The organism is Nostoc sp. JL33 (genome assembly GCF_017114985.1).
Taxonomy (GTDB): domain Bacteria; phylum Cyanobacteriota; class Cyanobacteriia; order Cyanobacteriales; family Nostocaceae; genus Nostoc.
Genome location: NZ_JABXKP010000080.1, coordinates 1 through 13,656, shown reverse-complemented (window position 1 = coordinate 13,656; position 13,656 = coordinate 1). Strand labels below are relative to the sequence as shown.

The 13,656-nt window shown below is 44.5% G+C and carries 8 protein-coding genes; 2 read left to right on the top strand and 6 right to left on the bottom strand.

Features of this window, described 5'->3' with window-relative positions; translation table 11 throughout:
* Positions 1 to 10: 10 nt before the first annotated feature.
* Positions 11 to 1,558: an FAD-dependent monooxygenase family protein gene (locus HWQ23_RS23565; protein WP_292833619.1), complete on the bottom strand. Its 1,548-nt coding sequence runs from the start codon at positions 1,556 to 1,558 to the stop codon at positions 11 to 13.
* A gap of 102 nt (positions 1,559 to 1,660) precedes the next feature.
* On the opposite strand from HWQ23_RS23565, the gene HWQ23_RS23560 reads away from it, so the two are divergent.
* Positions 1,661 to 2,230: a Uma2 family endonuclease gene (locus tag HWQ23_RS23560; RefSeq protein ID WP_292833617.1), complete on the top strand. Its 570-nt coding sequence runs from the start codon at positions 1,661 to 1,663 to the stop codon at positions 2,228 to 2,230.
* 220 nt (positions 2,231 to 2,450) lie between these two features.
* On the opposite strand, the gene HWQ23_RS23555 is transcribed toward HWQ23_RS23560, so the two are convergent.
* From HWQ23_RS23555 to HWQ23_RS23535, 5 genes are all read right to left on the bottom strand, one after another.
* Entirely contained in the window at positions 2,451 to 4,547 is a 2,097-nt protein-coding gene (locus tag HWQ23_RS23555) for a pentapeptide repeat-containing protein (RefSeq protein WP_292833615.1), read from the bottom strand.
* A gap of 945 nt (positions 4,548 to 5,492) precedes the next feature.
* Positions 5,493 to 5,708: a hypothetical protein gene (locus HWQ23_RS23550; RefSeq protein ID WP_292833613.1), complete on the bottom strand. Its 216-nt coding sequence runs from the start codon at positions 5,706 to 5,708 to the stop codon at positions 5,493 to 5,495.
* A 108-nt stretch (positions 5,709 to 5,816) separates the two neighbouring features.
* On the bottom strand, positions 5,817 to 5,924 hold the full coding sequence (locus tag HWQ23_RS23545) for an antitoxin family protein (protein WP_292833611.1): 108 nt from the start codon (positions 5,922 to 5,924) through the stop codon (positions 5,817 to 5,819).
* A 289-nt stretch (positions 5,925 to 6,213) separates the two neighbouring features.
* Positions 6,214 to 9,567, bottom strand: coding sequence for an efflux RND transporter permease subunit (locus HWQ23_RS23540; protein WP_292833609.1), 3,354 nt, complete (start codon positions 9,565 to 9,567; stop codon positions 6,214 to 6,216).
* Positions 9,568 to 10,103: 536 nt separating this feature from the next.
* A complete protein-coding gene (locus HWQ23_RS23535; RefSeq protein WP_292833606.1) occupies positions 10,104 to 11,756 on the bottom strand; it encodes a mechanosensitive ion channel family protein in 1,653 nt (550 codons plus the stop codon).
* A gap of 393 nt (positions 11,757 to 12,149) precedes the next feature.
* Here HWQ23_RS23535 and ahcY point away from each other — a divergent pair, with 393 nt between their 5' ends.
* Positions 12,150 to 13,427 carry an adenosylhomocysteinase gene (gene ahcY, locus HWQ23_RS23530; protein WP_292833604.1) on the top strand — a complete coding sequence of 426 codons (1,278 nt, stop codon included), beginning with the start codon at positions 12,150 to 12,152 and terminating at the stop codon, positions 13,425 to 13,427.
* Positions 13,428 to 13,656: the final 229 nt, after the last annotated feature.

Below are 13,656 nucleotides of genomic sequence, written 5' to 3'. Positions count from 1 at the left end.
AGGTAAAATTCTAAGTTTCATCTGAGTAATCACCGCCAGAACCATACTTCCAGGCATCAATCAAACGATGCCAATAATATTGTTGTTCCTTTGATTGATTCTTAATCCATGTTTCTAGCATTGGACTTAACCAAAATAAGGCAGTATATACACCTAAGTTTCCGTAATGCACCATCCAATCTAATAAACTTCCCAAACCTACTTGCGGAATTATCTTGGCAACTAATCCTGGATGGGACAAACCAGTTTTTAACAGTGTTTGCGTTAGTGCCGAAAACTGCACTATATCCTGTAAAAATGGTTTTAGCACTGGTGTACCCAACTGTTGCATTTCCTGAAATACCGCCGAGAGTAGTTGATTAATTTGATCTGGGGCAATTTTCTGATTTACACCAACACTCATCGCCCTTTGAAACAACCAGGTAACAGTCAAACTTGGCTGATAGGGTTGCAGCAGTGCTAAGGCTTTTGCAGATAATTGTTCTGTTTCTAGCGCTTCATAAATGCCAAATGTTAAACGCTTCAGGTGACGCACCATTGCCCCAAAACCACCAAAACTCAAAGGAGATTGACTACCACTGCTATCTCCCACTGGGAGAATGCGATTCCAAGGGGTTTTTAGCGGACTTTGGCGATAGGTGGGAAAGAAACCAAATAGCGATCGCTGAAATTTCAGCTTGCTCAATTCCACTCCCTGATATTCTGGTAAGAGACGCAGATATTCTTCAAACAGAGCTTCTAAACTCAAGCGTTGGGGATGTGCATCCATGTAGGTAAACAAGTAAGTGGTTCTGCCATCCCTGGCTGGGAATGCTTCCCAGAAGTATTGACATTGATTTTGCAAAGATGTAAATGATAACAACAAATCGCCTGAGTTATTTTCCGGAAAACCTTGGGCGCAACTTCCCACAACTAAGCACAGCGCATCTGGTTTTTTGCCTTGGCGTGCTTGTTGCGTGATTGGAGAAAGATGTCCCATCGCGTCGATTAATAACCGAGTTTTGAATTGGTTATTTACCATCACCCCATCTGGATGAACCACCGCTTCGGTAAAAGGTGTGTTTTCTAACAACTTTCCCCCAGTGGCGAGAAATCGGGTTTTTAATGTAGCTAGTAGATAAACTGGATCTACGCCGATATTCAAAACATCCTCTACCCAAACTTCTGTACCGCCATCAAAACTAACTCGCGCCGGATTATATTGAGTGGCGATCGCACTCTCTAATTCTTCCTCTGTTAGCAAGTTCAATTCCACAAATACATCTAATTCTTTACGAGAAATATTCCATTCTTGTTCCCTCCCCCGCAGAATTCCCCTTTCCATCAACGCCACCCGCAGCCCCTTCACCGCCAAGGCGCAACCAATTAAAATGCCCAAGGTGCCACCGCAGATAATTACATCGAAGTCTACAGCGCCTAAAGGCTGTTGACTTTCTTTAACTAACGTTGGGATAGGTGCGGTGTTTTCGCGCACAGATGTTAAGATGCGATCGCTTTGGCGCAATCCTGCTAAAACATCGCCGGGTAATTGGGAAAGAATTTCTTCAGTTAAAGACATTTTGGAAAAACTCAACTCTACATTCCAAAACTACCTGAGAATGAAGAAAGTAGATATGATCGTGACACTCCCAACCGTCCAAGAGGAACTGGAGACAGAAGTATGTCCACTACAAAGCCTGTAGAACCTCTGTATACTTTTAAGGAATATCTCACCTATGATGATGGCACTGACAAGCGCTATGAACTTGAGGATGGGGTACTGCTAGAAATGCCTCCAGCCTCAGATTTGCATGAAGCGATGATTACTTTCTTGTTGATCCGCTTCTATCTGGAAATCCAACGACTAGGGTTAGACTTGCAAGTTCGCCCTAGCGGTACTGGCGTTCGTACCTCTGTCAAAAAATCCCGTCTCCCTGACTTAATTGTGATGACTGAAGAACAGCGACAATCTATTCAGGGTAAATCGGCTGTGCTTGAGTTACCTCCACTGTTGACAATAGAAGTGGTTAGCGCTGAGTCTGTGAAGCGAGATTATGAAAAGAAACCACTTGAGTATGCAGCTTTCTCTATCCCTGAATACTGGATTGTTGATCCTCTTGAGGCAAAGGTGACAGTCTGTTTATTGGATGAAGGACGTTATAACCAAACAGTATTTACAGGAAACCAGCAAATTTTTTCTCCGACTTTCCCTGAGTTAAAACTGACAGCGCAGCAAGTATTAACGGCTTAGTCAAATTGAGCTAGGGCGAATGGAATTCGCGGCTACACAAACTAAGTCCGCCTGCGCGGACTAAGGAAAAATTGAGGGTTTGAAACCCACGGAGGTGGGTTTCAAACCTCGTTTACAGCCTCTGGCTGGAAATGCTGCTCATTGCGGCTCTGCCGCGAGTAAAGAAGGCGGAGCCTTAATGACGGGCATTCCCAGTCTCCGACTGGGAACGAGGTATGAATTATCCTAAACCGAATAATTTTGCGATCGCAGGCAATAATTTATTAGTCGCTTCAACTAAAGAAGCGATCGCAGGTAAACCAGAAAATAGCCCTTTTAACATGGTGATTGCATTTTTTGCAGTCTTTTGCCTGGTGGATTCTTGAGGATTTTTAGCTGCTTCTGCTAAAGCTTCTACCTGTAACAAGGCATCAGCTTTGTCTGTTTCAGGCAAATCTGAAGACTGTGAAATGCAAGAGTGCAACTGCGTCAACAATTCTTTAATTCCTGGTTTCTCGGCATCTGGTGAATCAGGCAACTCATTAAGGGCAATACTCACATTACCGCTAATGGTTCCCAGGTTGGCAACCGAACCACCGCCAGCGATACCGCTAACATTACTGCTGCCTTGAATATTGATGCCACTGATATCAGACATGATGGTATTTCCTTGTGTATAAGATTTGGGATGCCCAAGTGCAGTTGTGATCATATTTTTTAAATCACTAATATAACTATCTTTTTCTACCAGCAATAATTGCTGACTCTGCGATAAAGCTTTGACTTGATTATAATCATCAAAATATTCTGCACTCAGTTGAGATTTATCGCTCCCTACTGCGGTTTTGGCTCTGAGCAAGATTTTATCATCGCCGCGTTTCTCCATTGCGACGATTTCTAACTCAGCTTCGGGATGTTTTTCGGCAAGGTTTTTGAAAGCTATGGCAACAGCACGAGGGTCAACGCCTTGATTATGATAAAGGTCGAGGGTGTCAAAAATTGGCTTGATAAAGTCGGCAAAATCCCCATCTGCAAATACCTCTTGTTTATTATCAGGTTTGCGGAGGGGGTCGGGGTCTTCTTTGGTGGGTAAACGCATAAAGACATATTCACACCTCACACCATGCAATTTAGTTGTATTTGTAATCCCCCAATCTTCAATGTAGGCTCCGGTGAGAGTTGCACCTGTTAAATCGGTTGCGTCTAGTTGCGTTTGCTTGAGCTTTGCTCTTGACAAATCGGCATCTTGCAAATTAGCTTCACTGAGGTCAGCGCCGATAAAGCTGGTATCAGCTAGGTTAGCTGCTTTTAAGTTGATACCTCGGAGGTTTTCACGGTCAAAGTTTGTGTCTTGTCCCTGTCCTGTAACCAGCAGTTGACGTATTTGTGGGTTTTGAAGATAAGTTGAACCAGGACGAATACGGTCAAGCATTTTGGCTTGATGCCAACGGCTACAGATAAGAATAGTGTTTCGTAAATCTGTACTTTTGAGCGTTGCTTGGGTGAAATCAGCACCCGTTAAATTAGCGCCACGAAAACTTGTACCTCCTATTGCAGCAAAGGCGATCGCGATATTACGAACTAAAGAATATTTTTCGTTTCCTTTCATCGCTTGCCAACCAATGTAAATACTAAATAACACTCCGACGAAGGCGACGGCGAAGGCGACGGCGAAGGCGACGGTGACGGCTAAGTTCAAGGAGACGGCTAAGGGGACGGCGACGGCTAAGGTGATCGCTCCGGCGAAGGCTAAGGCGACGGCTCCGGCTAAAGCTCCGGCTAAGGCGACGGCTAAGGCGACGGCTAAGGTTTCGGCGACGGCTAAGGCGACGGCTAAGGCGACGGCGATGACGACGGCTCCGACTAAGGTTGTGGCGACGGCTACGGTTAAGACTCTGGCAAAGACTCCGGTTAAGGCGACGGCTAAGGCTCCTGGTCCGGCTAAGACTCCGGCGATGGCGACGGCGACGGCTCCTAAAACAGCTGCTAGTCCTTGGCGAATTATGAGGAAGAAAAAGGCAATTAATATGATTAAGGCAGTCCAGCCGATAATCTGAAACTGTAAGCTGGAAGTATTAAATATTTGTAACACCAAATAACTATTGAAAGCCCATAAAACTCCTGAAAGTCCCGACAACAGCCACGAGACAAGGATTAAGAAAATTGCCCAACGTCGTTGCAGTCCCGCTTTGACATGACTGAAGTTTGCCCCTGTTAAATTAGCGTTAGTGAAGTTTGCACCTCGAATGTCGGCATATCTAAAGTTTGCACCCGCAAGGTCTTTCCTACCTTTGAAGTTGCGTCCTCGGAGATTTTGACCGGAGAAGTCTAAAGCCATGTTCCACTTTACAGAGGTGAGCAAATTTTACTACACGCTCACCCCTGTACATTCATGAATGGTTAGATATTTTTCATTAATGGAGTTCAAAGACTCGTTCACGAGTATAAAAGACTCGTTCACGAGTATCAAAGACTCATTCACGAGTATAAAAGACTCATTCACGAGTATAAAAGACTCATTCACGGAGTTCAAAGACTCGTTCACGAGTATAAAAGACTCATTAACGGTGATCAAAGACTCGTTCACGAGTATCAAAGACTCATTCACGAGTATCAAAGACTCATTAACGGAGATCAAAGACTCGTTCACGAGTATAAAAGACTCATTAACGGTGATCAAAGTTTTATTAATGGAGTTATCATGTCCGGTTGCTTAGTTGCTAAACTTCAAGAACCCCACCCCGCCAAAGCTACGCTTTGTCTCCCCTCCCCGCTTGCGGGGAGGGGTTGGGGGTGGGGTGCAATGACTGTGGGAATCGTAACTAATTATTTGGACATGATATTACAGCAGTTTTTATGTATGTGCAGAATCTACCCAGAATGAGGGTTGAACTATCATTTGAGTAATCATAAGCTGTATGTCTGGTTTAATTTAGCGGACTGGTGGTATTTTAACAGCAAGAAAGTAATCGTTTCGTCAAGGACGTAATATTTTGTATAAATCAATACAGTTCAGTTAAGAAAAATTGTAGGTTGGGTTAAGCAAAGCGCAACCCAACAAAGCCCCGGAAATGTTGGGTTTCGTTCCTCAACCCAACCTACCCAGTTTAAGGTTTTTGGCGCTAACTGAACTGTATTGTTGTATAAATTTGCCCATTTTCAGCGATGTCTGACGACAAGCCGCTTTGCGTCTACGCACGTTGGTAAGCTTCTGTGGCTTCTTGATGATAGGGTTCACTTCTGTCATGAAGCGTGAGCCAGCCCCATGTATCAATAATAAAGCTTAATCGCTATAGAGTTCTTCGTCTAAATTAGCAGCCAGGGAGCCGTGAGAGACTGCACCGATGAAGTCTGCAAGGCGATCGCTGCTTTGGGTGGGTGGGTTGGATGGTGGTGATTTTAGAGTATTTGCAAGTTTTTGAACATACTGCAACACGTCTTTTAAGTGCTGCTCTGGCAGTTGTTCAATTGCGTCAAAGATAGCTTGTTTAGTTGTCATGGCAATAGCTCAAATTCCTGATGAATTACAGCCTGTAATTGTGCAGCTTATTCGTCGCTGATAATGCCTGCAAACTGTAACAGTGGATGGCTTGGAGTCTATTGGTACTCAATTATGATTAAAACTAAAGCTATGTTCTGCCACACCTGTTAGTGTTTGCAGTGGACGCAAAACTCCATCTTCATATATTGCTTCAATAGTCTGAGACTTTGGCATACGGCTTTACAATCTAATTCCTACTAAAAATTCTATAACGGTTTACAGTTACCTCGTATCTCGTTAAGAGTCTCCGACTGGGAATGCCTAATATTTTGGCTCTGCCTCTTAACTTGCGGCAGAGCCAAAATAAACACTTAATATCATGTCCGCTTGATTGCTTATTAAACCCGAAGAACCCCAAAGAGCCAAAGCTGTGCTTTGTCTCCCCTCCCCGCCTGCGGGGAGGGGTTGGGGGTGGGGTTCTTTTATTATGGGTAATTTGGCGGACATGATATAACGGCAAAAATCAGCTGATCCCATCCTCCTGAGACCTAAGTTGTGTCTCTGGCTGAGTTGAGCCAGCAGGCAAAGCCCGACGTTCAGATCCCAAACCTGCATTCGGAGAATCTGGAGGCTTTGAGCCACCCGATCGCTTCTGATAAAATATAGCCTGAGCTAGGGTCTTAACCAAAATATACAGAATTGGCACTAAGAACAAACTCAAGAACGTCGAAAGCATCAGCCCCCCAAAGAGTGCTGTTCCTAAAGACCAACGGCTGCTGGCTCCAGCCCCTTGAGAAATCACCAAGGGCAAAAATCCTAACAGCGCTGCAAAGGAAGTCATTAAGATCGGTCGCAGACGTTCTTGCCCCGCTTTCACCGCCGCCCGTGTGTAGCTCATGCCCTCCTCATGCTGCTGATTGGCAAATTCCACGACTAAAATCGCGTTCTTTGCGGCTAGACCAATCAAAGTCACCAAACCTACCTGGCAATAAATATCATCCACCACTTTGGGGAAGAGGCTACCTGCCATGAAAATATTGGAACGTACCCAAATCGCCGTCATCGCTCCCAAAACTGCTAAGGGAACTGTCAGCAAAATAATGATCGGGTCAACGTAGCTTTCATACTGAGCCGCTAGCACCAGAAAGACAATAACGAAGGCGAAGGCAAAAATCAAGCCCGTAGATCCCCCAGATGTCTTCTCCTGGAGATAAGTCCCTGTCCACTCGTAACCAAACCCTTGAGGTAAGACTTCTGTTGCTAGTTTCTCCATCGCTTGAATCGCCTGTCCAGAACTAGCGCCGGGAGCCGGAGCGCCCTGGACTTTGATTGACCTGTATAAGTTGTAATGGGAGATGGTTTTCGGCCCTACAAAGGGAGTAACTTTCACCAGATTGCTCAACGGAATCATCGCCCCACTTCCAGAGCGAACATACAGCTTGCCAATATCATCTGGATTAGAGCGGAAAACCCCATCTGCTTGGACATATACTCGATACTGTCGCTGTCCCTGCACAAAGTCATTCACATATTGCGACCCTAAGTAACTTTGCAATGCCCCAAAGATGTCGTTGAGTTCAACGCCGAGAGCTTTGGCTTGGTTGCGGTTCACTTGGATGTCAAATTGGGGAGTGTCTGCGGTGAACTGAGTGAAGACTCGTTGTAAAACAGGGTTTTTATTGGCCGCCCCAATGAATTTTTGAGCAGTATCAAGCAGGGTTTGAATCGGCGCACTTCCGGTTTTGTCTTGAATGATAAACTCAAAACCACCTGTACTACTTAATCCTCTAACTGGCGGAGCATTGACTGCGATCGCTCTGGCATCTGTAATTGCAAACAGCTTTTTGTTCATCCTCTGAAGTATTCCATAGACAGACTGAGATTCTTCAGTTCTCTCTTTCCAGGGTTTCAGGTTAGCAAAGGCAATGCCTAAATTGGAAGCATTGCCATCGAAACCAAAACCACTGATCATAAAACTAGCTTGAACTTCGGGAAGCGATGTTACTTCCTTGGCAACCCGCTCCATAACAGATTCGGTGTATTTCAAAGAAACCCCATCAGGCCCTTGGACAACTACAAAGAAGTAACCCTGATCTTCCTCTGGAATAAATCCAGTAGGCACTGCTTTGTACATCAAAACCGTTGCTACTAAACCAGTGATGAAAACCCCAATTACAATTGGCTTGATATGGGTAAGGTAACTAACAAACCCGACATATCGCCGTGTGAACCAGGAAAATCCCCGATTAAACTGCGTAAAAAACCATCCCAAAGGGCCCCGTGGAGTCTGAGCCGGGCGCATGAGGATGGCTGCCATACTCGGAGAGAAAGTTAAAGCATTGAAGGTCGAAATGGCAATAGAGCAAGCAACGGTTAACCCAAATTGTTTGTAGACAATCCCAGTTGTGCCCGGAATGAATGTAACTGGAATGAATACCGCCATGAGTACAAGTGAAGTGGCAATGACTGCCCCAGTTAACTCTTTCATGGCTTCCATCGCAGCCTCCAAGGGCCTCAAGCCCTGCTCCAGTTTGACTGCAACTGCCTCCACCACAATAATGGCATCATCGACAACCAGACCGATCGCCAGCACAAAACCAAATAAAGTCAGTGTATTAATCTGAAATCCTAAAACCAACAGAGCCGCACACGTCCCAACCAGGGAAACGGGGATCGCCACAGTGGGAATGATCGTGGTACGCCAGTCTTGTAAAAAGACAAAAATTACCAAGACCACCAGGATAATCGCTTCAACCAGAGTCTGTAGAACTTCTTCTAAAGAAATTTCTACAAATGGAGTGGTATCAAATGCCACCTGTCCTTTTAGTCCAGGTGGAAAACTCTTCTCTAGTATTTTGATTTGGTTTTCAACAGCATGGGCAACGTCCAGGGCATTACTACCCGGAAGTTGATATACCCCCAAACCGACGGCTGGCTTGGGAGCATTCCCTGGAATGGTGAATTTGGCATCAGCGAGATAGCTCTCTGCTCCTAGTTCAACTCGACCGACATCTCTGACCTTAACTAGGGTGCTATTAGTGGTGCTATTAGTGGCGCTATTAGTGGTGCTATTAGTGGTGCTATTAGTGGTGCTATTAGTGCTACCTCCACTCACCTTCAGCACCATATCTTCAAATTCAGCCGCATCTTTAAATCGACTGGTTGCCCGTAAAGCAAATTCAAAGCTTTGATTATCTGGTGCTGGTTCCTTACCAATCGCTCCTGCACCCACCTGAATATTTTGTTCTTGCAGGGCAGTTGTCACATCTTGAGGAGTTAGTTGATGTTGGGCAAGCTTGTTGGGATCAAGCCAAAGGCGCATGGCATATTTGCGCTCCCCAAAAATTACGGCTTTTCCTACACCAGGAAGCCGTTTGACCTGATCGAGAATATACAGATCGACATAGTTGCTGATAAAAATGTTGTCATACTCATTATTATCTGAGTAAAACCCATAGACCAGAAGCAGACTGCTCGATGCCGTTTCAACGGTGACACCTGTTCGTTGAACAGTATCTGGCAATTGAGGATCAGCAAGTCCTTGTTTATTTTGAACGTTTACTTGAGCAATATCGCTATTGACATCAGTTGGGAAGGAGACAGTTATATTGCTGGAACCATCATTACCCGTATTAGAAGATATATAAGATACATCTTTAACACCATTAATTTGTCGCTCAATAATGTTGGTGACAGTACTTTCTGTTGTTTGAGCATCTGCACCAATATTGTTGGAGCTAACGGTGATTTGCACCGGCGCGAGGTCTGGTAGCTGAGAAATCGGAAGGATCGGAATACAGATGCTTCCCAGCAGCAAAATAATGAACGTGCAGACCGTCGTCAGGACTGGACGTCTGATGAAGGTATTGACAAACATAAATTAGGGAAAAGTTCAAGAGTCGTTAGTGAAGTAGTTGCTTTTTATTAATATAAGTATTTATTCAGGCTTAGTGTTGGCGATCGCCCAAAATTCGGGATTGGGCATTGGGAAGAGACAAGCAAGAAACTTGTCCCACTTGTGCCCCTCATCCCCCTGCTCTCTCTCCTGGGATGCTACGGTGTACACACAAGTCCGCAGCCATATCTTTATTAATAAATCTCACACTGCGTTTCTATCCCGCCTCGGAATAAATTCCGAGTCTCATAGCGAAAGCCCTGAACTTCAGTTCTGGGCGGGATGTCGGTGAGTGTGACAGTTTCACTTTCACAAAAATAAAATGTGGCTAGAGGATTTTTGGACTTGTGTGTACAAAGTAGTTGGAAAGGGGAGGGAACTAAATTTCTTGTTTCCCCCCAATATATCGGGGGGATTAAGGGGGGTAATTCGGCTTGTGTGTACACCGTAGCTCCTGGGATGAGAGAGGTCAGGGTTTGGTCTAATCAACTGAAAAATGCGGTAATAAATTTAAATTTCTAATTAGCTTTGCCATTCTCCTGAAAATTTAACAAGTGATCATCATTGACCCAAATCGCTTGCTGAGGCACAGAAATCGAAATTCCGGCTTCGTCTAGGGCAACTTTCAGACGGCGGCGAAACTCCCGTGCTACATCCCATTGTTTGAGGGGCTGTGTTTTAATCCATACACGAATAATCAAACCGCGATCGCCAAATTGATCTATTCCCAAAACTTGCGGTGTTTCCAGAATTTGACGCTCCCATTGCGGATCTTTATCCATCTCAAAGCCAATATTTTCAATCAACTTCAAAGCCTTTTCAATATCGGCTTGGTAAGCGATCGGGATCGTTAAATCGGCTCGTGACCAACGACTAGAAAGATTGGCAACAACTTTAATTTCACCATTGGGAATCGTAATCAAGCGCCCTTCAGAATCCCGTAGTTGGGTCATCCGCAGATTTAGATTTTCTACTAAGCCTCCCACGTCTCCCACAGTAATCACATCGCCTAAAGCGTACTGGTCTTCTAAAATGATCAGGAAACCGTTAATCGCATCTTTAATTAAGTTTTGTGAAGCCAGAGACACTGCAACACCAACTAAACTTGCACCCGCTAGCAAGGGAACGATATCTATCCCCAATGACACTAGTGCTAGCAAGAAACCAACTCCTATGCAGATACCAGTAGCGATGCTTTTAGTTACACCAGAAAATGTGGAAACTCGCAGTTGCAGCCGTTCAGAACTTTCTGGAGTCAATAAAGCACCACTGATGATCAGAGTGCTAGTGAAGCGGTCAATCAGGGCGTAGGTCAAACGGATCGCTACATAAGTTCCCAGTAATACGACACCTAATCGCAAAGGAAACTGGGCGGCTGTGAGAATCGCTAGCTGAAATGGTCGTGTATAGGGAAATAAACCCAAGATAAAGAAACTTCCACCTCCCCAAATTCCGGCTTGACTTAGCTGAAACAATCGTCTCTTGGCTTCTTGGAGATGCTGATGTTGCCGTTGATTTAGTTGTGTTGTAATTGGTTGAGCTGCTGGTGGTGAAATTGGGGAGTTTAGGAACCATCTGGAAGGTTGGGAGGCAATGGGATGTACTAAATCTTTTTTGGAACGCTGTTCCCAGGTATATACCCCCCAACTCATGACAATCATTGCCAATCCGATGCCCGCAGCTATTTTACCTTGGTCGATTAAAAATTGAGTTTGTCTTTCTTGCTTTCCTTGTTGCAAGTCTTCTTCTAATTTTTGTTTTATTTGATTTGCCGATGTTGACATATCTATCTGTCGCAGTCCAGCATCCTCAGAAGTGATGGTCATCAGATATTGGTCATTGACATAGATTACTGGTAATTCGTTTACTTTGCGAACATCTACCTTAACTGCTGTTTTTGCTGGTGATTGAAAGTAATTTTGAGCAATTTTATCCAACTTCTTTTGAATATCTTCTGAACGCTCAGGGAAGTTGGTTCTTGATGCGGCTATCTGAAATAACCGACGACCATCTAAATAAATCCAGCCTGTAACAAGTCTATTATTTAAATCATTACTCACACTGCTGGGAGCTTGCAACAGTGGTAACAAAGGAATCTGGGCTGTGGCTTTGGGCACAGATACAACAGCTATGGCCATTGAACTAGCGATCGCCAAAAATTGAAAGCGCACTCAAACACCTCCTTGGGTATAATTTCCTAGTGACTACTTCTATAACTATCCTCCGTAATTACTTTGGGTAGATGTACCTATCTAAAGTTGAGATTTTACCTTAAGATGATGAAATTTTGATGTTTTTTTGGTTGTGTTCTATCTTTAGACAGATGAAAATGTACTTAGAATCAGCCTTCAAAGCCTAGAAGAGTCTTACTCTTAGCAAAGATAAAACAAAAACGAAGAAGCTGGGGATGAAGTTGACATTATGCTGATCAAACGTCAAGCTAGTTTTGAGGGCTATTGACTAGTGATTTGCTTTTCTTACAAGCAAAAATCGCCAGTCGTAGAATAACCTAGTAGAGTGCGTAAAATTTACGTAGCTTTTTTAATATTTTGAGGTAACTTTTGATGACCGCAACTTCTCCCCGATTAAAGCACGAGGTTAAAGACCTCGGCCTAGCTGCCTTGGGAAGACAGCGTATTGAATGGGCTGGACGCGAAATGCCAGTTTTGCGGCAAATCCGCGATCGCTTTGCTATCGAGAAACCCTTCGCTGGTTTACGTCTTGTAGCTTGCGCCCACATTACAACAGAAACAGCACATTTGGCGATCGCTCTGAAAGCCGGTGGTGCAGATGCGCTTCTAATTGCTAGCAATCCCTTATCAACGCAAGATGACGTAGCAGCTAGCCTCGTCTTGGATCATGAAATTCCCGTCTTTGCTCAAAAAGGCGAAGATAACGAAACTTATAACCGCCACGTCCAAATAGCTTTAGATCATCGCCCCAACATTATTGTTGATGACGGTAGCGATGTGGTTGCAACTTTGATACAACAACGCCAACACCAAATCGCTGATTTGATTGGTAGTACCGAAGAAACCACCACCGGCATTGTGCGGTTACGCGCCATGTTTAGAGAAGGCGTTCTCACCTTCCCCGCAGTCAACGTCAACGACGCCGACACCAAGCACTTCTTTGATAATCGCTATGGTACTGGGCAATCAACCCTAGATGGCATTATCCGCGCCACAAATATTTTGTTGGCTGGTAAAAACATTGTTGTCGTCGGTTATGGCTGGTGTGGTAAAGGTACAGCCCTCCGCGCCCGTGGGATGGGTGCTAACGTCATCGTCACCGAAATCGACCCCATCAAGGCAATTGAAGCCGTAATGGATGGCTTCCGCGTCCTGCCAATGGCTGAAGCTGCACACCAAGGTGATATTTTTATCACTGTGACAGGTAACAAGCACGTCGTTCGCGGTGAACACTTCGATGTGATGAAAGACGGTGCGATCGTTTGTAACTCCGGTCACTTTGACTTGGAACTTGATTTGAAATACTTGGCTGCGAATGCTAAGGAAATCAAAGAAGTTCGTCCTTTCACTGAAGAGTATAAGTTGAAAAATGGTAAATCAGTTGTCGTTCTCGGACAAGGACGCTTGATTAACCTAGCTGCGGCTGAAGGACACCCCAGCGCAGTAATGGATATGAGTTTTGCGAACCAAGCTTTGGCTTGTGAATTCCTGGTGAAGAATAAGGGTAAGTTGGAACCTGGTTTGCACTCAATTCCGGTTGAAGTTGATCAAGAAATTGCTCGGTTGAAGTTGCAAGCTATTGGAATTACGATTGATAGCCTAACACCTGATCAAATTGAGTACATCAATTCTTGGACAAGTGGAACTTGATACATTGATTAGTTGATTTTTTGGGGGATAGGCGTTTTGCTTATCCCTTTTTTTTGTGTTTCTCTCGCAGAGATGTAGAGGCACAGAGAGAGGATATAATAGGATGGAGGGTCTTATTCCCGGATTTCTCACGAGCGAGAAAAAAACATCTGGATTAGCCAAACTTAGGATAAATTAATTGATACATTGTTAAATTAAGCGTAGATTAAAATAATTCAGCAGTAAAAAC